Source organism: Loktanella sp. DSM 29012, from assembly GCF_900110705.1.
In the GTDB taxonomy this organism is placed as follows: Bacteria; Pseudomonadota; Alphaproteobacteria; order Rhodobacterales; family Rhodobacteraceae; genus Loktanella; species Loktanella gaetbuli.
Map to the genome: position 1 here is coordinate 267,498 of NZ_FOEJ01000005.1, position 20,546 is coordinate 288,043.

General features: G+C 62.5%; 24 protein-coding genes. 14 read left to right on the forward strand and 10 right to left on the reverse strand.

Features of this window, described 5'->3' with window-relative positions:
• Positions 1-96: 96 nt before the first annotated feature.
• Complete coding sequence (locus tag BMX27_RS13095) at positions 97-294, forward strand: hypothetical protein (protein WP_090160254.1); 198 nt, start codon at positions 97-99, stop codon at positions 292-294.
• Positions 295-302: 8 nt separating this feature from the next.
• On the opposite strand, the gene BMX27_RS13100 is transcribed toward BMX27_RS13095, so the two are convergent.
• Positions 303-776 carry a hypothetical protein gene (locus tag BMX27_RS13100; RefSeq protein ID WP_090160255.1) on the reverse strand — a complete coding sequence of 158 codons (474 nt, stop codon included), beginning with the start codon at positions 774-776 and terminating at the stop codon, positions 303-305.
• On the reverse strand, positions 773-1,087 hold the full coding sequence (locus BMX27_RS13105) for a DUF2218 domain-containing protein (RefSeq protein WP_090160256.1): 315 nt from the start codon (positions 1,085-1,087) through the stop codon (positions 773-775). Before BMX27_RS13105 ends, BMX27_RS13100 begins: the two co-directional genes overlap by 4 nt.
• Before the next feature lie 88 nt (positions 1,088-1,175).
• Between BMX27_RS13105 and BMX27_RS13110 the strand changes: the two genes are divergently transcribed.
• Genes BMX27_RS13110 through BMX27_RS13125 form a run of 4 tightly spaced genes read left to right on the forward strand, consistent with a single transcriptional unit; the run spans position 1,176 to position 4,722 of the window.
• Complete coding sequence (locus BMX27_RS13110; protein ID WP_090160257.1) at positions 1,176-2,078, forward strand: siderophore ABC transporter substrate-binding protein; 903 nt, start codon at positions 1,176-1,178, stop codon at positions 2,076-2,078.
• Between the two features lies 1 nt (position 2,079).
• Complete coding sequence (locus tag BMX27_RS13115; RefSeq protein ID WP_090160258.1) at positions 2,080-3,027, forward strand: ABC transporter permease; 948 nt, start codon at positions 2,080-2,082, stop codon at positions 3,025-3,027.
• Positions 3,020-3,964: an iron chelate uptake ABC transporter family permease subunit gene (locus BMX27_RS13120; protein WP_090160259.1), complete on the forward strand. Its 945-nt coding sequence runs from the start codon at positions 3,020-3,022 to the stop codon at positions 3,962-3,964. The genes BMX27_RS13115 and BMX27_RS13120 overlap by 8 nt, the downstream gene beginning before the upstream one ends.
• Positions 3,961-4,722: an ATP-binding cassette domain-containing protein gene (locus tag BMX27_RS13125; RefSeq protein WP_090160260.1), complete on the forward strand. Its 762-nt coding sequence runs from the start codon at positions 3,961-3,963 to the stop codon at positions 4,720-4,722. The genes BMX27_RS13120 and BMX27_RS13125 overlap by 4 nt, the downstream gene beginning before the upstream one ends.
• Before the next feature lie 16 nt (positions 4,723-4,738).
• Here BMX27_RS13125 and BMX27_RS13130 read toward each other — a convergent pair whose 3' ends face one another.
• Positions 4,739-5,155: a secondary thiamine-phosphate synthase enzyme YjbQ gene (locus BMX27_RS13130; protein WP_090160261.1), complete on the reverse strand. Its 417-nt coding sequence runs from the start codon at positions 5,153-5,155 to the stop codon at positions 4,739-4,741.
• A gap of 59 nt (positions 5,156-5,214) precedes the next feature.
• On the opposite strand from BMX27_RS13130, the gene BMX27_RS13135 reads away from it, so the two are divergent.
• A complete protein-coding gene (locus BMX27_RS13135) occupies positions 5,215-5,889 on the forward strand; it encodes an SDR family oxidoreductase (protein WP_090160262.1) in 675 nt (224 codons plus the stop codon).
• Between the two features lie 44 nt (positions 5,890-5,933).
• Here the strand turns inward: BMX27_RS13135 and BMX27_RS13140 are convergent, their stop codons facing one another.
• Positions 5,934-6,332, reverse strand: coding sequence for a winged helix-turn-helix transcriptional regulator (locus tag BMX27_RS13140; RefSeq protein ID WP_371260136.1), 399 nt, complete (start codon positions 6,330-6,332; stop codon positions 5,934-5,936).
• 109 nt (positions 6,333-6,441) lie between these two features.
• Between BMX27_RS13140 and BMX27_RS13145 the strand changes: the two genes are divergently transcribed.
• Positions 6,442-7,305, forward strand: coding sequence for an SDR family oxidoreductase (locus BMX27_RS13145; protein WP_090160263.1), 864 nt, complete (start codon positions 6,442-6,444; stop codon positions 7,303-7,305).
• Between the two features lie 53 nt (positions 7,306-7,358).
• Here the strand turns inward: BMX27_RS13145 and BMX27_RS13150 are convergent, their stop codons facing one another.
• The 6 genes from BMX27_RS13150 to BMX27_RS13175 form a co-directional block, all read right to left on the reverse strand.
• On the reverse strand, positions 7,359-7,646 hold the full coding sequence (locus BMX27_RS13150) for an HlyU family transcriptional regulator (RefSeq protein ID WP_090160264.1): 288 nt from the start codon (positions 7,644-7,646) through the stop codon (positions 7,359-7,361).
• Between the two features lie 2 nt (positions 7,647-7,648).
• A complete protein-coding gene (gene rpoD / locus BMX27_RS13155; protein ID WP_090160265.1) occupies positions 7,649-9,625 on the reverse strand; it encodes an RNA polymerase sigma factor RpoD in 1,977 nt (658 codons plus the stop codon).
• A 167-nt stretch (positions 9,626-9,792) separates the two neighbouring features.
• Positions 9,793-11,757, reverse strand: coding sequence for a DNA primase (gene dnaG, locus BMX27_RS13160; RefSeq protein WP_090160266.1), 1,965 nt, complete (start codon positions 11,755-11,757; stop codon positions 9,793-9,795).
• 136 nt (positions 11,758-11,893) lie between these two features.
• Positions 11,894-13,204, reverse strand: a complete 1,311-nt coding sequence (locus BMX27_RS13165; protein ID WP_090160267.1) for an MATE family efflux transporter — start codon at positions 13,202-13,204, stop codon at positions 11,894-11,896.
• Complete coding sequence (locus BMX27_RS13170; RefSeq protein ID WP_090160268.1) at positions 13,197-13,685, reverse strand: PaaI family thioesterase; 489 nt, start codon at positions 13,683-13,685, stop codon at positions 13,197-13,199. The genes BMX27_RS13165 and BMX27_RS13170 overlap by 8 nt, the downstream gene beginning before the upstream one ends.
• Positions 13,682-14,149: a PaaI family thioesterase gene (locus BMX27_RS13175; protein WP_090160269.1), complete on the reverse strand. Its 468-nt coding sequence runs from the start codon at positions 14,147-14,149 to the stop codon at positions 13,682-13,684. The genes BMX27_RS13170 and BMX27_RS13175 overlap by 4 nt, the downstream gene beginning before the upstream one ends.
• A gap of 97 nt (positions 14,150-14,246) precedes the next feature.
• On the opposite strand from BMX27_RS13175, the gene BMX27_RS13180 reads away from it, so the two are divergent.
• The 7 genes from BMX27_RS13180 (at position 14,247) to BMX27_RS13210 (ending at position 20,529) form a co-directional block, all read left to right on the forward strand.
• Entirely contained in the window at positions 14,247-15,389 is a 1,143-nt protein-coding gene (locus tag BMX27_RS13180) for a putative manganese transporter (RefSeq protein WP_090160270.1), read from the forward strand.
• Positions 15,390-15,442: 53 nt separating this feature from the next.
• Entirely contained in the window at positions 15,443-15,811 is a 369-nt protein-coding gene (locus BMX27_RS13185) for a MerR family transcriptional regulator (RefSeq protein ID WP_090160271.1), read from the forward strand.
• 128 nt (positions 15,812-15,939) lie between these two features.
• The gene (locus tag BMX27_RS13190; protein WP_090160272.1) at positions 15,940-16,341 is read left to right on the forward strand and encodes a MerR family transcriptional regulator; all 402 of its coding nucleotides are present in this window, start codon (positions 15,940-15,942) and stop codon (positions 16,339-16,341) included.
• A 31-nt stretch (positions 16,342-16,372) separates the two neighbouring features.
• Complete coding sequence (locus BMX27_RS13195) at positions 16,373-18,148, forward strand: acyl-CoA dehydrogenase C-terminal domain-containing protein (RefSeq protein WP_090160273.1); 1,776 nt, start codon at positions 16,373-16,375, stop codon at positions 18,146-18,148.
• A gap of 55 nt (positions 18,149-18,203) precedes the next feature.
• Positions 18,204-18,416: a hypothetical protein gene (locus tag BMX27_RS13200; protein WP_090160274.1), complete on the forward strand. Its 213-nt coding sequence runs from the start codon at positions 18,204-18,206 to the stop codon at positions 18,414-18,416.
• A 257-nt stretch (positions 18,417-18,673) separates the two neighbouring features.
• Positions 18,674-19,306: a glutathione S-transferase family protein gene (locus BMX27_RS13205; RefSeq protein WP_090160275.1), complete on the forward strand. Its 633-nt coding sequence runs from the start codon at positions 18,674-18,676 to the stop codon at positions 19,304-19,306.
• Between the two features lie 11 nt (positions 19,307-19,317).
• Positions 19,318-20,529 carry an acetyl-CoA C-acetyltransferase gene (locus BMX27_RS13210; protein WP_090160276.1) on the forward strand — a complete coding sequence of 404 codons (1,212 nt, stop codon included), beginning with the start codon at positions 19,318-19,320 and terminating at the stop codon, positions 20,527-20,529.
• The last annotated feature ends 17 nt before the right edge of the window (positions 20,530-20,546 follow it).

Below are 20,546 nucleotides of genomic sequence, written 5' to 3' on the forward strand. Positions count from 1 at the left end.
GGCACTGCGGCATGAATTTCACGATGCCGCCAAATCAGGGCCTCAATTATAGGCGATCGGAACATGCATGGTCACATCGAACCGAAAGGAGGCACCATGGACTACGACGCTGCACAGCCCTGTGACATGGACCTCGAACTTGTCGCGCACTTTCTTGGTCTGGTGACCTGCGCCAATGACAACGCGCCACCGCAACAGCCCGAGGCGCGCGCCGTGCACGGCCCACATCGCAGTGTCGGCAACGGGGCCACCCTGCGCCGCCCGCTGCCCCGTAACACAGGCCCGGACGTCTGATCCGTTTGCTAGTGCAATTTACGCGCGGCGTTGATCTGTCTTGAGATCTGCCAGATATCCCGCCCAGCCCGTTCGGCATATTGGATCAGGACGAGCAGCACCTCACCGGGAACCAGCAGCGACAGCAGCAACATTGCATCCTCGCGGTCTGCGGTAACAGCGGCTGTCAGGATATGGGCGACGACCGCCTCGTCCGCGCCCACGCAACGGCAGTCGGCACCGTGACGCATGACCGGACGGCGTGCATGATCGACCAACGCTGTCACAAAGGTCGCCCAGTTTTCAGTCGCGGATTGCCCAAGATCCGGCCCGAGGGCGGAGTCAAAAAAATCGCCGACGCGGTCGCGACCGGCTGGACCGTCGAACCAGTCACGAAACAATGAAACCGTCACGAACTGCATCGGGCTCAGCGCGCGGATATCCCCAACCACGACGCTGCCCGTCACGGATTGGCGATTGTCGATCCCCGTATCCATCATCATGACGCTGCACCTCCGGTTTCCGTGGCCCAGGCCATGGCGGAAAACGCTTCCCTGAACGCGAAACGCGCGAGGTGGCTGTCGACGATGCCGCGCATCCGGTCCAGTTTTTCCGGGTCATCCGTGGTGACAACAACCCGCAACACATCGTCGGTTGCCGTCAGTGCAACATTGCCGGGCGGCAGCGCGATTTCGGCGGAGGCCGGACCGAAACGCACCTCTGCCTTGTGCGCGAAATGTTTGCTGAGCTGCTGAAGATAGCGGCTGGCCTGTGTCGTGTCGAAGTGACCTTCGTCGCGGAAAGCGGGTTGCATCTGGTTTTATCCTGAGTATTTCTGTCTGATATAACCTGACAAGTTTAATCAGGTTTGTCTAGCCACTTTGGACCAACTGGAGTCTCACATGAAAGTCACCCTTCCCATGCTCGCCCTGGCGGGGTTCGCAACCACGGCGGCAGCCCAGCAGGTCGAGGTTCCCACCTTTGCCGGGCCGGTCGATGTGGCAACCAGCCCGCAACGCGTCGTGGCATTCGACCTTGCGGCAATCGACAGTCTGGACGCGCTGGGGGTCACCGTGGACGGTGTGCCCGATTTCACCCCGCCGGCCTATCTTGCGGATGCGATGGACGGGATCACGACCGTCGGCACCCTGTTCGAGCCTGATTTCGAAGCCTTGGCCGTCATGGCACCGGACCTGATCATCGCGGGTGGACGGTCGCAAACCCAGGTCGACGCATTGTCCCGCGTGGCCCCGACCCTGGACATGACCATCAGCGAGACGGTGATCGACGATGCCATCGCGCGCGTCATCGCCTACGGTCAGATTTTCGACAAGGCCGAGGCCGCCGCAACCCTGACCGCAGATCTGGACACTGCCGTGACACGGGCGCAATCGGTCGCAGCCGGCAAAGGCCGTGCGCTGATCCTGTTGACCAACGGCGGCAAGATTTCGGCCTATGGCGAAGGGTCCCGGTTTGGCTGGATTCACAGCGCATTGAACATCCCGCAGGCCTACCCCGACCTGACAGCCGGGTCGCACGGCGAGGCCGTGTCGTTTGAATTCGTGGCAGAGGTCGACCCCGACTGGATCTTTGTCGTCGATCGCGGTGCTGCAATCGGTCAGAAAGGCGAGGCCGCAGCCGTCACGCTGGACAACCCGCTGGTTGCTGAAACCAAGGCAGCACAGCAAGGTCAGATCGTCTATCTGGACAGCGCGCCCCTGTATCTGGCGGGCGGCGGCATCCAGTCGCTGATGGGCACCATCGCTGACATCACGGCCGCCCTTCAGGGCGACACGGACAGCTAAGGTGACCCGCAACGCACTCCTTGGTGCACTGACGCTCGTGCTGTTGATCGGCACGAGCGTTTTCGTCGGGGCAACGGACCTGCTGTCGGGCGATCTGGACGCGGGGTTCCTGATGGCGGTCAGTCGCCTGCCCCGGACCGCTGCCGCGATCCTGACCGGCGCGGGTCTGGCGATGGCGGGTGTCGTCGTACAACTGTGCGTGCAGAATCGCATGGTCGAACCGGGTCTGGTCGGCACACCTGAATCCGCCATGCTGGGATTGCTGGCCATCACCCTGATCGCCCCGGGTGCCGCGCTGATGACCAAGATGTCGGTGGCGGCCGTCACGGCATTGGTCGGCACGCTGGGGTTTCTGGCGCTGGCCCGGCAGGTGCCCCGGCAGGATCCCGTACTGTTGCCATTGGTCGGCCTGATCTACGGCGGCATTCTGGGGTCAGTGGTTTTGGGCATCGCCTGGGTCACCGATCTGGTGCAATTCATAGGCGTCTGGCAGTCAGGCGAATTTTCCGGCGTCCTGCAAGGCCGCTATGAATTGCTCTGGATCGTGGCACTGGTGGCAGCCGCACTTTACCTTGCCGCCGACCGTCTGACGCTGCTGGGACTGGGAGAGGATGCTGCCCGCAGTCTGGGGCTGGATTACCGGCAGACATTGATCGGCGGGCTGGTCCTTGTGGCGGTTACGGTCGCCGTCATTGTGGTCACCGTCGGCAGCATCCCGTTTGTGGGCCTCGTCGTGCCCAACATCGTATCCCGCCTGCGCGGGGACAATCTGCACGACAATCTGCCTGTCGTGGCGTGGACCGGCGCGGTGCTTGTGCTGGCCTGCGACATCCTGGGGCGGGTGCTGCGCTGGCCCTATGAAATTCCTGCGGGCACGATCTTTGCCGTGTTCGGTGCGGGCCTGTTTTTGTGGTTGCTGCACAGCAGACCGGGGCGGTCCCATGGCTGAGCGTCGCCTGTTCGCCCTGTTGGGTCTGCTCGCACTGCTGTCGGCGCTGTTCCTGGGCTGGGGATTGCGCGAACCGGCGGGGTTCATCCTGTCGCTGCGCGCGGTCAAGCTGGCGTCACTGCTCGTCGTCGGTGCCGCGATCGGTGCCGCGACGGTCATGTTCCAGACGGTCGCTGCCAATAGGTTGCTGACCCCCGGTATCGTGGGTTTCGACGCGCTGTTCGTCTTTCTCCAGACGGGGTTGGTCCTGCTGCTGGGGGGTGCGGGGTTCGCCACACTGCCGGACCTGGCAAAGTTCGGTGCGGAACTGCTGTGCATGTTGCTGGCCGGTGTCGCCCTGTTCGGCGTGATGTTGCGAAGGGGTGCCGAGGATGTCCTGCGGCTGGTGCTGACAGGCGTGATTCTTGGCGTTTTCCTGCGGGGGCTGTCCGGTTTTGCGGGCCGTCTGCTGGACCCATCGGAATACAGTATCGTGCAACAGGCCAGTTTTGCCACTTTTGGCGCTGTCGACAGCACCCAGCTGGCGATTGCCGCCGCGGTTTTGGCGGCGGCGTTGACCGGTGCAAGTCTGCTGGCGCCTTCGCTGGATGCGGCAGCGCTGGGGAGCACGACCGCGCGTGCGATCGGGCTGCCGTTCGACCGCATCGCACTGTTGGCACTGGTGATCGTCTCGGCCTGTGTTGCCGCATCGACCGCACTGGTCGGGCCGATCACGTTTCTGGGCCTGTTGGCCGCGAGTCTCGCCCATGCTGTCCTGCGAACCTGGCGGCATGCGCTGCTGATCCCCGGTGCCGCGATCATCGGCGCGAGCATCCTCGTGGCCGGGCAGTTCGTATTCGAACGCCTGCTGGGCCAGCAATCGACATTGGCCGTGATCGTGGAATGCGTTGGCGGCCTGCTGTTCCTGTTTCTTGTCCTACGAAAGTCTCGTCCATGATCCGGATCGAAAACATGTCCGTCGCACGTCAGGGCATTACGACCCTGTCAGACATCAACCTCGGCTTTGGCGAAGGTGGCGTCACCGCACTGATTGGTCCGAACGGCGCGGGGAAATCGACCCTGTTGCACGCGATGTCGGGGCTGCTGCCACTGGCAAGCGGTCGCGTCACGATCGCGGGTCAGGATATCGCCGGTGCGACGGCGCAGGTGCGGGCCCGCACCGTCGCCCTGTTGACCCAGTCGGAACATGTGACTGCCCGGCTGACCGTCGCCGATCTTGTGACGTTCGGACGTTGGCCGCACCATCGCGGCAGGCCAGGTCCGGCCGACCATGCCGCCGTCGCACAGGCGCTGGACCTGTTTGCGCTGACCGACCTCGGGCAGCGTCAGATTGACCGGCTGTCAGGTGGCCAGCGGCAACGCGCCTTTGTCGCGATGGCCTATGCGCAGGGCACGCCTTGGATGCTGCTGGATGAACCACTGGCGGCGTTGGACCCGCGCCATGCGCGCGACCTGATGGAACGGCTGCACGCGTTGTCGCGACCAGGACCACGGCAGCGCAGCGTCATCATCGTGGTGCACGATCTGAATATCGCGGCCCGCTATGCCGACCGCATCGTCGCGCTGAAGGATGGCCGGATCGCCCGGACCGGACCCAAGGTGATCGCCCTGACCTCGGCCATGCTGTCAGACCTGTTCGACACGCGCATGGCGGTGGACGCGGTGAACGGCCATCCCGTGGTGGTCCCGGTGTGAGGGCGCGATAGCCCCCTCACCCGCTGAAATGCGCCATCACGTTCCGCCGGTGCGAGGCCGTGCGGTGTTCGAACACATAAATCCCCTGCCAGGTGCCCAAGGCCATGCGCCCGGCCGTCACCGGGATCGACAGACTGACAGGTAGCAGCGCCGCCTTGATATGGGCGGGCATGTCGTCGGGGCCTTCGTAGGTGTGGGTCAGATAGGACATGGCCGGGTCCGTCGTCGGCGGCACAAGCCGCGCAAAATAGGCGTTCAGGTCGGTCTGCACCTCGGGGTCGGCGTTTTCCTGCACCAGCAGGCTGGCCGAGGTGTGCTGGATGAACAGCGTCAGCAGGCCGTCGCGGCCAGTCTGGCGCACCCAGTCCGCGACCTGATTTGTGATCTCCGTCAGGCCGGGGCCGCGGGTCGGAACGGTGAAACGGGTCTGCATCGGGAACCTTTCGGGTGGGGGGCGACGTTGAGTCCGCAACACGGATAAGGAGAGACAGAATGGCCGACAAGACATTGTTCATCACGGGCGCATCCAGCGGTATCGGTGCAGCAACTGCACGCAAGGCGGTGGCAAGCGGCTGGAACGTGGGCCTGTTTGCCCGGTCCGAGGATAAACTGGCGCATCTGGTGAACGAACTGGGTGATGCTGCGCTGGCCTTGCCGGGTGATGCGACCGACTATGATGCACTGAGCGCCGCGCTGGATATGCTGGCCGACAAATTCGGCGGTGTGCACGCAGCCTTTGCCAATGCGGGGCGTGGCACGTCGCAGGGCGGCACCGAAGGCGGCGATGTGGATGATTGGCAGGGCATGATCGACCTGAATGTCATGGGCCTGCTGAAAACCACCAAGGCCGCGCTGCCGCACCTGAAAAAGACCAAGGGACATATGGTGCTGACCGGCTCTGCCGCCGGACGCCGCCATTTGTCGGGATCGGTTTACGGCGCGACCAAATGGTTCGTACATGGTTACGGCGGCAACCTGGCCGAAGAGATGAAGGAATGGGGCGGTCGATGCACCGTCGTGGCACCCGGCATGGTGAACACCGCATTTTTCGATGAGCCGAAACCCGACAAGCTGCAACCCGATGACGTGGCCGATGCGGTCATGCTGGCACTGAATGCGTCCGAGGTGAACGATGTGCGCGAAGTGTTCCTGATGCCGCGCGGCTGATTTCGATTGTCGCAGCTACATAGTTTCAGACGCGACCGCAGGACCTAGCCTGCGGTCGCGTCGTATTTGGCCCGAGCCTGCGCCAGCGTATCGGCGTGCGTCTCGGCCCAGTCCAGCAGGCCCTGCACAGGGACCAGCAAGGACTGTCCCAGATCCGTCAATTCATAAGACACGCTGGGCGGTTTCGTCGGAAAGACACGCCGCAGGATCAGGCCGTCCCGTTCAAGATCGCGCAACGATTGGGTTAGCATCCGTTTCGATATATCGGGTAAGGCGCGGCCAAGCGCATTGAACCGTGCCGGGCCGTTATGCAGCGTCAGCAGGATCAGTGTCGTCCATTTGGCCGCCACATGATCGAGGACATGGCGCACAGGACAATTGTTCAGATCTATCTCCTCTGACTGCCAGCGTTCCATGCGCGAAATCTGTTTTTGTCCGTCCACGGGTGGTTCCCTCTGTGTGCCTTGTGCAGGAAATCCTGCCTCCTTTTCAGGGTGCGATGCAGTCTCTAACTGAGACCTGTATTCGATTTTCATTACAGAGGACAGAGTCATGTCAGAACACTATATGGTCACGGGGGCCACCGGCCAATTGGGCCGCAAGGTCATCGCAAACCTGCGCCAGCGCGTTCCGGCGTCGCAGATCACCGCGATGGTGCGCAGCACCACGGCCAAGGACGCATTCGAGACCGACGGCATCACCGCCCGTATCGCCGACTATCACGACCCAGACAGTCTGGATGCGGCACTCGACGGGGTCACCCGGCTGTTGCTGATTTCATCGTCGGACTTCAACGACCGACAGGGGCAACATGCCAACGTCATCAACGCCGCCAAGGCGCGTGGCGTCGGTCTGATCGCCTATACGTCGGTGCTGCATGCATCTGATAGCCCGCTCTGGCTGGCCGCCGATCACAAGGCGACCGAGGCGCTGCTGGCCGACAGTGGCGTGCCGCACACGCTGTTGCGCAACGGCTGGTACATCGAAAACCTACTGATGAGCCTGCCGCAGGATTTGACGATGGGCCAGCATTTCGGTGCGGCCCGTGACGGCAGATTTGCCGCAGCCACACGGCAGGACTTTGCCGAGGCAGCGGCGGCAGCGCTGGCCGATCCCAGCCACGACGGCGCGACATTCGAATTGGCGGGCGATACCAGCTTTACCCTGACAGAACTGGCGCAGGACATCAGCGTACAATCCGGCAAACCGGTCGCCTATGTCGATCTGCCCGAGGCAGATTTCGCAGCCGCGTTGATCAGCGCGGGCCTGCCGCCTGCATTTGCGGAATTGTTGGCCCAGACGGATGCAATGGCCGCGGATGGTGCGCTGGACGACCAGTCGGGCGATTTGCGCCGCCTGATCGGCAGGCCGACCACACCCCTGTCAGATGCGGTCAAGGCTGCGTTGGCCGCCTGAATGCAATGGGGCCGCAGTGCAGACTGCGGCCCCGTTTTGTCGGAACGTCACGATCAGGCGTTGAACAGACCGGCCCCTTGCTGATCGATCATCAGCTTGGCCTTGGCGATGGACGCGGCCACGGCATCGTCGAACGACTGGAGCGTATCGGCCCTGATCAACTGGTGTTCGCGGCTCTCGCCATCGACCTCGCCGATGATCCGTGCCCCAATGCGATAGGCCTTGTCAGCCTTGATCGGTGCCGGGATGATCGTGAAACCCTTGTAGACCTCGCCTTGCGGCTCGGCTGCGACGGGGTCTGCGGATTGCCCCCCGCCAAAGAGTTTCGACAGCCAGGACATGCCTATTGATCCAGGAACGACCGCAGTTTGCGCGACCGGCTGGGATGCTTGAGCTTGCGCAGTGCCTTGGCTTCGATCTGACGGATACGTTCGCGCGTCACGCTGAACTGCTGACCGACCTCTTCCAGCGTGTGATCGGTGTTCATGCCGATGCCGAAACGCATACGCAGCACGCGTTCCTCACGCGGGGTGAGCGAGGCCAGCACGCGGGTCGTGGTTTCCTTGAGGTTTTCCTGAATGGCGGAATCCAGCGGCAGGATCGCATTCTTGTCCTCGATGAAATCGCCAAGTTGGCTGTCTTCCTCGTCGCCAATCGGCGTTTCCAGCGAAATCGGTTCCTTGGCGATTTTCATCACCTTGCGGACCTTTTCCAGCGGCATCTGCAGTTTTTCTGCCAATTCCTCGGGCGTGGGTTCGCGGCCGATTTCGTGCAGCATCTGGCGCCCGGTGCGGACCAGCTTGTTGATCGTCTCTATCATGTGGACCGGGATACGGATCGTGCGCGCCTGATCCGCGATGGATCGGGTTATCGCCTGACGGATCCACCAGGTCGCATAGGTCGAGAATTTGTAGCCCCGACGATATTCAAATTTGTCGACGGCCTTCATCAGGCCGATGTTGCCTTCCTGGATCAGGTCCAGGAATTGCAGACCACGGTTTGTGTATTTCTTGGCGATGGAAATCACGAGACGCAGGTTGGCCTCGACCATTTCCTTTTTCGCGGCGCGGGCTTCTTTTTCGCCCTTCTGGACCTGCTGCACGATGCGGCGGAATTCGGTGATGTCGACGCCGACGTACTGACCGACCTGGGCCATGTCGCCGCGCAACTCCTCGATCTTGTCAGTGGACCGTTCCAGCAGCATCGACCAGCCACGGCCGGATTTGCTGGCGATTTCGTCCAGCCAGTTGGGGTCGAGTTCGCGACCCCGGTAGGCGTCGATGAATTCACGCCGATTGATGCGGGCCTGATCGGCCAGTTTCACCATGGCCGAGTCGATCTGCATGATGCGGCGGTTGATGCCGTACAGCTGGTCGATCAGCGCCTCGATCCGGTTGTTGTGCAGATGAAGCGAATTCACCATCTCGACGATCTCGGACCGCAGTTTCTGGTAGGTCTCTTCCTCGCCCGAGGAAAAGCTGCTGTCCTCGTTCAGGGTGGCGTCCATGCGCGCATCCTGCATGTCGGACAGTTTGGCAAAATCGGCGGCGATGATGTCGAGTGTTTCCAGCACGCGCGGTTTCAGCGCGGCCTCCATCGCGGCAAGCGACATGTTCGCCTGCTCGTCATCGTCGTCGTCGTCATCCTTGGCGATCGGGTTGCCGTCGGCGTCCAGATCGGGTTTGTCGTCACCTTCGGATGTGCCGCCCGTGCCAGCCGTCACGACCGGTTCGGTGGCATCGTCGTCACCCAGCTGGTTGCCAAAGGTGGTTTCCAGATCGATCACGTCGCGCAGCAGGATGTCTTCGCTCAGAAGTTCGTCGCGCCAGATCGTGATGGCCTGGAATGTCAGCGGGCTTTCGCACAGCCCGAGGATCATCGTGTTGCGACCGGCCTCGATCCGCTTGGCGATGGCGATTTCGCCCTCGCGGGACAGCAGCTCGACACTGCCCATTTCGCGCAGGTACATCCGCACGGGGTCATCGGTGCGATCAAGCTTTTCCGCCTCGGCACCGCCGAGGGCGACATCACGCGACCCGGCAATGGTCGCCACGTCGGTGCTGGTCTTGTTTTCTTCGGTTTCCTCGGATTCTTCTTCCTCGGTGACCTGGATGCCCATTTCAGACAGCATCGACATCACGTCCTCGATCTGGTCCGAGGACACCTGATCGGGTGGCAGCACCGCGTTCAACTGGTCATAGGTGATGTAACCACGCTCGCGCGCGTCCTGGATCATCTTCTTGACGGCAGCCTGGCTGAGGTCGAGGGAAATGTCGCTGTCGGAATTGTCCTTGCGGTCGTCATTGTCTTTGGCGGCCATGGTACGGTCTCCCTCGTTCCAGCAACGATCAGTCCCAGTGATTCGGGTGATTCGGCTTTGTACGAATCAACGCGTCATTCGCGTGATTCGCAACCTGTTGCCGGTCAATTTCGGCTGATGTTGCAACTATCCCTGCGGCCAAAGGCGAGTCTGACCGCGTGTCAGCGCTATTTAGGGTCCTCTGGCGGCTTTGCAATCGCCAACGCCTCCCAAAGCGCCCGCGCCGCCGAAAGTTCGTCGCTATCCAGTTCAGCGCCGTTCTCGGCGACGATCATTTCGCCACTGGACCCCGCCGCGATGATTGCGGCCCGGTCGCGGGCAGTCGTGGCCTGCCGCAGACGCCATGTCAGACCTTCGTCACCCGCGTCGATGTCCTCTTGGGCCTCGCGGACCTCTTGCGGCAGGGCGCGCGCGGTCGACAGTTTGGCAAAGGCCTCGGACAGACATGCGCTGGCGAAGTCCAGATCACCGGGTTTGCGCAGCCCCGATGACAGTTGCACGATGCGTTGACAGGTCAGCGCATCGACCGCTGCTTCTAGCCCGGCATCGTGCAATGCCGCGCGCAGGTCGGTGCCAGGCGCCATGCGCAGAATGACCCCGCGCAGGGCCGCATGATCGTCATCGGTGCATTCCATCGCCTCGATCTGCGCCATGAAGGGTTCGATGGCCGCAGGTGTTGCGATCAGCGTGGCCAGGATCACCGCCTCGCGCAGATGATCGTCGCGGGTGGCCCCTGTTGCCAGCGCCGAGTTGCGGTTGGTGGCCACCGGCGATTGATCACGGTGCCAGGCATCCAGTCCGCGCGGATTGAAGGTCCCTCGGCGGCCGGGGGCGCGGGCCTGTGGCTTGCGCGTCCGAAACAGATCCCATTTCAGTTCCTTGAGCGCTTGATCATAGTGGTTGCGCAGATCGGGGTCCTGTATCAGGGCCGTTTTCTGGCGCAGCGCCTTGTCCAGCGCGGCCCGGCGTTCGGGGCTGTCGAATGTGCGGCCTTCGGTTTCGCGTTGCCACAACAGTTGAACCATGGGGTTTGCAGCATCCAGAATGCCCTGCATCGCGCCCTTGCCCTGTTGTTTCAGTACGTCGTCGGGGTCCAGCCCCTTGGGCATCACGGCAAAGCGCAGGGATTTGCCCGCCGAGAGCAATGGCAGGGCGATGTCGATGGTGCGCATCGCCGCGCGCAGACCGGCGGTATCGCCGTCCAGCGCGATGATCGGTTCGTCCGCCACCCGCCACAGCATCGCCAGATGATGTTCGGTGACAGCGGTGCCAAGGGGGGCGACAGCGGCCTCGAACCCGGCCTCGGACAGGGCGATCACGTCCATGTAGCCTTCGGCCACGATCAGCGGCTGGCCCTTGCCCGCAGCGGTGCGGGCGTTCTGGATGTTGTAAAGCGTGCGGGATTTGTCGAACAGCAGCGTTTCGGGCGAGTTGTAGTATTTCGCCTTGGCATCTGCCGCCATCGCGCGACCACCCAGACCGATGGGCCGCCCCCGCGCATTGCGGATCGGAAAGATGATGCGGTCGCGAAACCGGTCATAGGGCGCACCGCCGTAATCCGATTTCGCAGCAAGGCCGGCATCAATTACCATCTGCTGCGACACGCCCTTGCCCGTCAGGGCGGCCAGCACGCCGCCCTTGTCCGGGGCGAAACCGATGTCCCAGCGCGCGCATGCCTCGGGGTCCAGCCCGCGCCGGGTCAGGTAGTCGCGGGCCTCTGACGCGGCTGCCATGTTCAGGTTCAGGCGAAAATGCTGCACCGCCAGTTCCATGACGTCGGCCAGTTCGGTGCGGGCATCGGCCTTTTCCTGCGCACGCGGGTCGCGTTCGGGCATGGTCAGGCCCGCCTCGCCCGCGAGGATCTGAACCGCCTCCATGAAGCCCACGTTCTCGGTTTCGCGTACAAAGGAAATCGCGTCGCCCTTGGCGTGACAGCCAAAGCAATAATAGAACCCCTTGCGGTCATCGACGTGAAAACTGGCGGATTTTTCCTGATGGAAGGGGCAAGGCGCCCACATGTCGCCCTTGCCTGCATTGGATTTGCGGCTGTCCCACATGACCTTGCGGCCGACAACGTCGGAGATCGACAGGCGGGTGCGCAATTCGTCGAGGAAACCGGGCGGGAGTGACATGGCCCCAATATCGGGGTTGCAACGCGCGGAGTCGAGTGGCTGGCGGCCGGTTGTTGTGGATAACGTCGCTGGGGGCGCTGCCCCCGGCTGCGCCTCCCCCGGAGTATTTTTGGCAAGATAATGCGAGACGCCCGCGTCAGGCGCGCGCGGCGCGTTCGAGTGCGGGGTAGCGCAGGCCCAGCGTCAGGCCGCGGACGATGAAACTGAGCAGCAGGGCCAGCCACAAGCCATGATTGCCGAAGGCCGCCATCAACGGAATGACGGCGGCGAAATACACGGCAGCGGAGACGATCATCATGTTGCGCATATCCGTGGTGCGGGTCGCGCCGATGAAGATGCCGTCAAGCATCCAGGCCGCTACCCCCAGTACCGGGGCCGCGATCATGTAGGGCAGGTAATCGCGCGCCACGTCCCGGACCAGCGGCGCCGTCGTCATCAGGTCGATCACAGCCCCGCCCAGCATGAGGAAACCCAGTGCAAGACCGGCACAGATGCCAGCACCCCAGGCGCTGGTCAGCAGCGCCGCCCGGCGCAGGGCCTGTGGCGCACGGCGGCCCAAAGCCTGGCCCACCAGCGCCTCGGCCGCGAGGGCAAAGCCGTCAAGCGCATAGGCTGTCACCTGGAGGAATTGCAGCAGGATCTGGTTGGCCGCCAATTGGACGTCGCCGAAATCGGCACCCCAGAACAGAAAGCTGACAAAGACCGCCTGCAACAGCACCGAGCGGATCATGATGTCGGAATTCACGATCGCCATGCGGGCCAGCTTGACGGGATCGAAAATCCGCGCCGTGTCGCGCCATGCGGGCACAGCAAAGGCCGCACGGCACAGCCACAGTCCGAACAGCATTCCCGACCATTCCGCGATGAACGTGGCCCAGGCCACGCCCGGCACGCCCCAGTCAAACCCAAGCACGAACAGCAGGTCGAGACCGATGTTGACGCCATTGGTCAGCACCTGAACCGCCAGCACCGCCATCGTGCGTTCCTGGGCAATGAGCCAGCCGGTGATCCCGTAGAGCGCAATTGCGGCGGGTGCGGACCAGACCCGCACGGACATGTACTGCCGGGCAAGGGTTTCGACCTCGGCGCTGGCGGGGGAGACGACGAAGGCCCCTGCGAAGAGCGGCCACTGCAACAGGATGATCGCGGCCCCGGCACTGAGGCCGATCAATAGCACCCGGCTGAGCAGGGCTGCCACCTCGGCCGTGTCGCCGGCCCCGATGGCCTGTGCGGTCAGGCCGGATGTCCCCATGCGCAGAAATCCGAAGATCCAGTAGATGGCCGTGAGGATGATCGCACCGATGGCCACGGCACCGATCGGGGCCGCCTGCCCCATCTGCCCCACGACGCCCGTATCGACGATGCCCAGGATCGGCACCGTTGCATTGGACACGACGACCGGGAGCGCGATGTGCAGCACGCGCCGATGGGTCAGCGTGTCAATCACGCTGCGGCATCAGGAAATGCCCGGTCGCCTGAGCAAAGGGGCGCGCGCTGTTGTCCTGCCAGCCCTCGGCGTGGACAGAGGCATAGCGCCGTCCCGACCGGGTGATCCGCGCACGGGCATAGGCGTCGCGCGGCAGGCCCGAGCGCAGGTAATCCACGGTGAAATCAATGGTCTTGGGCAGGCGGCGCGGCGAATCCTCGACGCCCTCGCCCGCCTCGAGCGCATCCCATTGCGTGAACCAGCTAAGCGAGATGATCGACGTCACCTCGAGGAATGCCGCCGTCACGCCACCGTGGATCGCAGGCAGCGCCGGGTTGCCGATCAGCATGTCGGCATAGGGCAATACGCCCGTCAGCTCATCCCCGCGGCGGTCGAAACGGATGCCCAGGAACTTGATGTAGGGAACGCCGTCGATCAGCGCCTCGAGTGCGGCATCGCGACGTTGCTTGACGACCTGGACAGGTTCGGGACGGCGGCTCATGCGGGGTCCTTTGGGCGTTCGACGGTAAATGCGCCCGTGGCGCAGGCGACCGGCCGGTCAGGGTCGGCGTCATAGGCCGTGGCGCGCACGAATGCGACCGAGCGTGTCATGTGATAGCAGGTCGCCACCGCTCGGATGGACTGCCCCGGCGTGGCGGCGCGCATGTAGTCGATCCGCAGGTCGATGGTGGCGGTGCCCAGCGCGCTGTCGGGATGCGCGATCACGGCAGCGCCGCAACAGGTATCCATCAAGGCAGACACTGCACCACCGTGGATCACCCCTGTGTCCGGATCCCCCACAAGGCGCGGATCGAAAGGCATGGTGATTTCGGCCATGCCGGGGCCGACGTCCGTGACCTGCATCGCCAGTTCGCGGGCATGCGGGATCATCCCGATGAACTGCCGTGCGATTTTCGTACGTCGTTCGGCCTGTGCATCGGTCGTCGTCGTGGGCGTTTGCGTCATTTATCTACCTGCGCGAATTGACCTGCAATTTGGCACTTGTCGCGCACAGCGCAACCCTTATATCTTTTATTGAGAATAATTCGCAACTGGGTGATCCATGAGTGTTTCCGACATTGACCGGCCCATCGCCGTCGTTCCCCCGCGTATCGGGCCATTTCGACCACGACGCCTGATCGTCGCTCTCATCTTTCTTGCGCTGGCAGCGGCACCGGGTGATCTGGGCGCATTGACGCGCGAACTGATGACCGATGCCTTTGTGCAGGTGTCGGCCTTTGTCGCGGCAACGCTGATCATTTTCTACGGTGCCGAAAAACTGTTCAATTTCAACATCGGCGCAGCGCTTAAAAACGCGAAAGGCTGGCAGGTGCCGATGGCGGCGCTACTGGGGGCCACGCCGGGTTGCGGCGGTGCGGTTGTCGTCGTTGCGGCCTATTCGTCCGGCAATGTCGGGTTTGGCGCCGTCGTCGCCACGCTGACGGCCACGATGGGCGATGCCGCATTTCTGCTGATCGCGACGCGGCCCGATGCGGCCATGGTCGTGCTGCCGCTGTCATTCGCGGTCGGTATCATCTCGGGCTGGGTGGTCGACCGCCTGCCCGCGATCTCGATGACGCCGCGCACGACGAACGCTGCCGACATGGTGCCCCGGATCGGTGCAACACGTACGCGCGACTGGTTGTTCGCGGCAATCGCACTGCCCGGACTGGTCATCGGCGTCAGTCAGTTGGCCGGTGTCGACGTGGCCGCAGTCTTTGATCCCGTGATGCCCATCGTGGGTGTCGGCGGCAGCATCCTGGGTCTGCTGATCTGGTCGACCTCCTCTTTGAAGGCGATGACCAACATCAATGACACGCCCGTCTCGCGCATGGCGGAGGAGACTGCGTTCATTTCGGTCTGGGTGATCGGCGCATACCTCGCCTACGATTATCTGGTGGCCTATGGTGGCTTTGATCTGGCGAGCTGGTTCCAATCCGTGGCCCCCCTGCTGCCACTGCTGGGCGTCCTCGTCGGCCTTGTGCCGGGATGTGGACCACAGGTGCTGGTGACGACACTCTATATCAACGGGTTGGTTCCGTTCGCCGCCCTGTTGGGGAATGCGATCAGCAATGACGGTGATGCGTTGTTTCCCGCGATTGCAATCGATCCGCGCGCTGCAGTCTGGGCGACGGTCTATTCCACCATACCCGCCCTGATCCTGGCCTACGGGTTCTATTGGCTGGCACCCGGTTTCATGAACTAGGGCCGTTTGCCACCGCCCGCAGGCGTGTTAGATATGCGTCAAGGAGAGATCGCATGTCTGACAAACGCCTGACGTTCAAGGAAATGTGCGCTGCGTTCGATGTGACGCCGCGCACACTGCGGTATTATGAATATATCGAACTACTCAATCCCGACCGCGAAGGGCGATCCCGGTTTTACGGGCCGCGCGAACAGGCACGCATGACGCTGATCATGCGTGGCAGGCGGTTCGGATTCGCGCTGGAGGACATTCGCCAGTGGCTGCTGATCTACGAACACGAAGGGACCGCGGCGCAGATGCGGGCCTGGGTCACATTGGCTGATCAGCAGCTTCAGGAACTGGAAGTACAGCGCAAACAGCTGGAAGATACGGTCGCCGAATTGCGCCGTCTGCGGGATGAAACACGTGCGACGCTAGGCTGATCCGGCCTGACCTTTCGTCATCCCCGATTTTGACGTCACGTTACGTTTACGTTTACGTCAACCCTCATTGTAAGCTTGGTCCAGAACGATGATCTGACGTGCAGACGACAGACCGAAGGACCACGAAGATGACTACCGAAACACTCAGCATTCGCGAGATGTGCGACGCGTTCGACGTGACACCTCGCACATTGCGTTTCTACGAATCCAAGGAGCTGCTGTTCCCGCAGCGGATCGGACAGAAACGTCTGTTCACCCGGTCCGATCAGGCCCGGCTGAAACTGATCCTGCGCGGCAAGCGGTTCGGGTTCAGCCTGGAAGAAGTACGTCAGTTGCTGGACCTGTATCACATGGGCGACGGCCAGCTGACGCAGCTCAGCCGCACTCTGGACCTCGCACAGCAGCACCTGGCGGACATGCAGCGCCAGCGCGCCGAACTGGACGAGGCGATTTCGGAACTGCGCGTTCAGATGGATTGGGCCACCGACAAGCTGGCCGAGATTTCAAAAGACAAGTCCGACGCGGCCTGAACCGCGCGACACCAGACGGAGGAGAGACCCGATGACAACCTACACCACCCCGCACAAGGACCTGCAATTCGTCCTGCACAATCTGCTGAAAGTATCCGAACAGGATATCCCCGGCTTTGCCGACCTGGACCGTGATTTCACCGGGGCCGTGCTGGAAGAAGTCGGTAAGCTGTCCTCTGACGTGCTGCACCCGCTGAACGCGGTCGGCGACACCGAAGGCTGCACCCTGGAAAACGGGATCGTCCGCACACCCAAGGGTTTCAAGGAAGCCTTTGACCAGGTGCGCGAAGGCGGCTGGACCGCACTGGATGCCGAGGAACAATACGGCGGTCAGGGCCTGCCCTATGTCATGCATTCGGCCGTGAATGAGCCGATGGTCAGCGCCAACATGGCGTTCAACATGTACCAGGGCCTGACCCATGGTGCCTATTCCGCCATCCGCGTGCACGGGTCCGAACAGCAAAAAGACACCTACCTGCCGAAACTCGCATCCTGCGAATGGACCGGCACGATGAACCTGACCGAACCGCATTGCGGCACCGATCTGGGCCTGATGCGGACCAAGGCTGTCCCGCAAGAGGACGGCAGCTACAAGGTCACGGGCCAGAAGATCTTCATCTCGGCCGGCGATCACGACATGTCGGACAATATCATTCACCTCGTCTTGGCCAAAATCCCCGGCGGCCCAGATGGCATCAAGGGCGTCAGCCTGTTCATCGTGCCCAAGTTCATCGTCAAGGACGACGGCTCGCTGGGGGAACGCAACGGCGTCTCCGTCGGCAAGATTGAGGAAAAGATGGGCATCCACGGGAATTCCACCTGCGTGATGAACTATGACGAGGCGACGGGCTACCTGATCGGTGAAGAACACAAAGGCATGCGTGCCATGTTCGTCATGATGAACGAGGCGCGTCTGGGCGTCGGCCTGCAAGGCTACGCGCAGGCCGAAGTCGCGTATCAGAACGCCGTGGCCTACGCCAACGACCGTCTGCAGGGACGCGACGTGACCGGTGCGAAAAACCCCGACGGCCCTGCCGACCCGCTGATCGTGCATCCCGATATCCGCCGCAACCTGATGGATCAGAAGAGCTTTACCGAAGGTGCACGCGCCTTCACCATGTGGGGTGCCTACCTGATCGACCGCGCGCACAAGATGGATGACGCACAGGCGGATGGTCTGATTTCGCTGATGACGCCGGTGCTCAAGGGGTTCCTGACCGACAAGGGGTTCGAATACGCGACCGCCGCACAGCAGGTCTACGGCGGCCACGGTTATATCGAGGAATGGGGGATGTCCCAGTTTGCCCGCGATGCCCGGATCGCCATGATCTACGAAGGTGCCAACGGCGTGCAGGCGCTGGACCTCGTGGGCCGTAAGCTGGCCGTCGACGGCGGCAAGCACCTGATGGGCTTTTTCGAGATGATCAAATCGTTCATCAAGGAAAACGAAGGCAACGAGGCGCTGAAGGCCGATTTCCTTGACCCGCTGAAGGCTTCGAGCAAGGACATGCAGGCGGCCGCGATGTATTTCATGGGTGCGATGAAAAACCCAAACAACGCACTCGCGGGCTCTTATGACTTCATGCACCTGATGGGTCATGTGTGCCTGGGCTACATGTGGGCACAGATGGGCAAAGCGGCGATGGAGGCCTTGGAAGCAGGCGAAAGCGATACCGCCTTCTATCAGACCAAGATCGCGACCGGGCGTTACTACATGGCGCGCCAGCTGCCTGCCACAGCGATGCACCTGGCCCGGATCAACACCGGGGCGGACACCGTCATGGCGCTGGAGGCCGCAAACTTCTGATCGGGGTGGCGGCGGGACACGTCCCGCCCTACGCTGACCGCAAAGGAGACCCCCAATGCCCAAACGCCTGCGCCTGACTCGCCGTTTCCCCGTGGCCATGACCGAAGACGGCTATCGCCGTCTGAAACGGTTCGCCAAGGAGGCGGGTCTGGACGAAGGCGAGGCGCTGTCATTCCTGTTCGAGAACTTTGACAGCATCCTCGACGACGACACGTTTGGGCATCGGTTGCGCCTGTTCAATGCTGAACTGGAAGCACGCAAAAAGTGACGTCAGTGCAGGTGGCAGATGGAGGGGCCTCCGGCGGGAGTATTTGGGGCAAGATGATACGCATATCACCCTGCCCCGACGATGTGACCCTTTGGGGACGCATCACCTTGCACGGTCATCGGCTCTCCAGCCTGTTCCGCGCCATCAGATGACGCGGGCGAGGTTAAGAAATAGTTGACGGCCTTTGGCATCATCTTGCCAAAAATACTCAGACACGACGCCAGCAAGGCGCGTGACACAAAACGGGAGGGCGACACATGACGATCAAGCTGCATTGCTTTGGCGAGAGCGGAAACGCCTACAAGGCGGCGCTGACGCTGACACTGGCCGAGGTGGAATGGGAGCCCGTCTTTGTCGATTTCTTCAAGGGCGGCAGTCGGACACCTGAATTTCGTGCGCTGAATGTCATGGGCGAAGTTCCCGTGATGGTCGACGGCGACATGGTGCTGACGCAATCGGCCGTGATTCAGGATTACATCACATCTAAGACCAGCAAGCTGGGCGCGAAATCTGCCGATCAGCGACGCGAGATCCTGCGCTGGATGTTTTTCGACAACCACAAGATCAGCGGCATCGCCGGACCGTTGCGGTTCAACATGAACTTTCTGCCTGCCGACAAGCGGAGCCAGGACGTCAACGACTATCTGCTGATGCGCCTGAACTCCGCACTCAAGGTGATGGACACCCATCTGGACGGCCGCGACTGGCTGGCCAGCGATACCCTGACGATCGCTGATATCGCCTGTGCCGGATACCTCTACTACGAAGAGCCCTTTGGCTTTGACCGTACCGCATTTCCGAACGTGGATGCCTGGCTGGACCGGCTGGCGACCACGGACGGATGGAAACACCCCTATGATCTGATGCCGCGCGCGCTGGCTGCGGCCTGAAGGAGACGACGATGAACGACGCTTATATCTATGACACCGTGCGCACGCCGCGGGGCAAGGGCCGCAAGGACGGCAGCCTGCACGAGGTGACCTCTGTCCGGCTGTCCGCCGGCGTTCTGAACGCACTGAAGGACCGCAACGGGTTGGAAGGACATGCCGTCGAGGACGTGATCTGGGGCAATGTCACGCAAGTGGGCGAACAGGGTGGCTGTCTGGCACGGACCGCCGTGCTGGCCTCTGACCTCGACCAGTCGATCCCAGGCCTTGCCATCAACCGGTTCTGTGCGTCCGGCATGGAGGCCGTGAACCTTGCCGCCAATCAGGTGCGTGGCGGGGCCGGTCAGGCTTATATCGCGGGCGGCGTGGAAATGATGGGGCGTGTAGCCATGGGCAGCGACGGGGCCGCGATCGCGGTCGATCCGTCGGTGGCGATGAACACCTACTTTGTGCCGCAGGGCATTTCGGCAGATATCATCGCGACGGAATACGGGTTCAGCCGTGAAGACGCCGACGCGCTGGCGGTCGAATCCCAGCGTCGGGCCAAGGCGGCCTGGGACGATGGCCGGTTCGACAAATCCGTCGTGGCCGTGCGCGACATCAATGGCGTGCCGATCTTGGAACACGATGAATACATGCGTCCGGGCACCGACATGCAGTCGCTGGGCGCACTGAAGGCGTCGTTCAAGGACATGGGTGAAACCATGCCCGGTTTCGACAAGGTGGCGCTGATGAAATACCCGCATCTGGAGCGGATCAACCACATCCACCACGCGGGCAATTCGTCCGGTATCGTGGACGGTGCAGCGGGTGTTCTGATCGGATCCAAGGCATGGGGCGACGCAATGGGGCTGAAGCCGCGCGCGCGCATCCGGGCGACCGCCAAGATCGGCACCGATCCGACCATCATGCTGACCGGACCCGTGCCAGTCACCGAAAAGATCCTGGCCGACAGCGGCATGGCCATAGGCGACCTCGACCTGTTCGAAGTCAACGAAGCCTTTGCTTCTGTGGTTCTGCGGTTCATGCAACGCTTTGACGTGGACGCGGACAAGGTGAACGTGAACGGCGGGTCCATCGCGATGGGTCACCCGCTGGGTGCGACCGGTGCCATCATCATCGGCACCCTGCTGGACGAACTGGAACGGACAGGCAAGGGCACCGGTCTTGCGACACTGTGCATCGCCTCCGGGATGGGGGCCGCAACGATCATCGAACGCGTCTAGAACAACGGGATTGCGAT

What these genes read in the sequence shown, in the direction of transcription:
- BMX27_RS13095 (WP_090160254.1), top strand. Translation starts at nt 97, where the DNA reads ATGGACTACGACGCTGCACAGCCCTGTGACATGGACCTCGAACTTGTC.
- BMX27_RS13100 (WP_090160255.1), bottom strand. Translation starts at nt 776, where the DNA reads ATGATGATGGATACGGGGATCGACAATCGCCAATCCGTGACGGGCAGC.
- BMX27_RS13105 (WP_090160256.1), bottom strand. Translation starts at nt 1,087, where the DNA reads ATGCAACCCGCTTTCCGCGACGAAGGTCACTTCGACACGACACAGGCC.
- BMX27_RS13110 (WP_090160257.1), top strand. Translation starts at nt 1,176, where the DNA reads ATGAAAGTCACCCTTCCCATGCTCGCCCTGGCGGGGTTCGCAACCACG.
- BMX27_RS13120 (WP_090160259.1), top strand. Translation starts at nt 3,020, where the DNA reads ATGGCTGAGCGTCGCCTGTTCGCCCTGTTGGGTCTGCTCGCACTGCTG.
- BMX27_RS13125 (WP_090160260.1), top strand. Translation starts at nt 3,961, where the DNA reads ATGATCCGGATCGAAAACATGTCCGTCGCACGTCAGGGCATTACGACC.
- BMX27_RS13130 (WP_090160261.1), bottom strand. Translation starts at nt 5,155, where the DNA reads ATGCAGACCCGTTTCACCGTTCCGACCCGCGGCCCCGGCCTGACGGAG.
- BMX27_RS13135 (WP_090160262.1), top strand. Translation starts at nt 5,215, where the DNA reads ATGGCCGACAAGACATTGTTCATCACGGGCGCATCCAGCGGTATCGGT.
- BMX27_RS13145 (WP_090160263.1), top strand. Translation starts at nt 6,442, where the DNA reads ATGTCAGAACACTATATGGTCACGGGGGCCACCGGCCAATTGGGCCGC.
- BMX27_RS13150 (WP_090160264.1), bottom strand. Translation starts at nt 7,646, where the DNA reads ATGTCCTGGCTGTCGAAACTCTTTGGCGGGGGGCAATCCGCAGACCCC.
- rpoD (WP_090160265.1), bottom strand. Translation starts at nt 9,625, where the DNA reads ATGGCCGCCAAAGACAATGACGACCGCAAGGACAATTCCGACAGCGAC.
- dnaG (WP_090160266.1), bottom strand. Translation starts at nt 11,757, where the DNA reads ATGTCACTCCCGCCCGGTTTCCTCGACGAATTGCGCACCCGCCTGTCG.
- BMX27_RS13170 (WP_090160268.1), bottom strand. Translation starts at nt 13,685, where the DNA reads ATGAGCCGCCGTCCCGAACCTGTCCAGGTCGTCAAGCAACGTCGCGAT.
- BMX27_RS13175 (WP_090160269.1), bottom strand. Translation starts at nt 14,149, where the DNA reads ATGACGCAAACGCCCACGACGACGACCGATGCACAGGCCGAACGACGT.
- BMX27_RS13180 (WP_090160270.1), top strand. Translation starts at nt 14,247, where the DNA reads ATGAGTGTTTCCGACATTGACCGGCCCATCGCCGTCGTTCCCCCGCGT.
- BMX27_RS13185 (WP_090160271.1), top strand. Translation starts at nt 15,443, where the DNA reads ATGTCTGACAAACGCCTGACGTTCAAGGAAATGTGCGCTGCGTTCGAT.
- BMX27_RS13190 (WP_090160272.1), top strand. Translation starts at nt 15,940, where the DNA reads ATGACTACCGAAACACTCAGCATTCGCGAGATGTGCGACGCGTTCGAC.
- BMX27_RS13195 (WP_090160273.1), top strand. Translation starts at nt 16,373, where the DNA reads ATGACAACCTACACCACCCCGCACAAGGACCTGCAATTCGTCCTGCAC.
- BMX27_RS13200 (WP_090160274.1), top strand. Translation starts at nt 18,204, where the DNA reads ATGCCCAAACGCCTGCGCCTGACTCGCCGTTTCCCCGTGGCCATGACC.
- BMX27_RS13205 (WP_090160275.1), top strand. Translation starts at nt 18,674, where the DNA reads ATGACGATCAAGCTGCATTGCTTTGGCGAGAGCGGAAACGCCTACAAG.
- BMX27_RS13210 (WP_090160276.1), top strand. Translation starts at nt 19,318, where the DNA reads ATGAACGACGCTTATATCTATGACACCGTGCGCACGCCGCGGGGCAAG.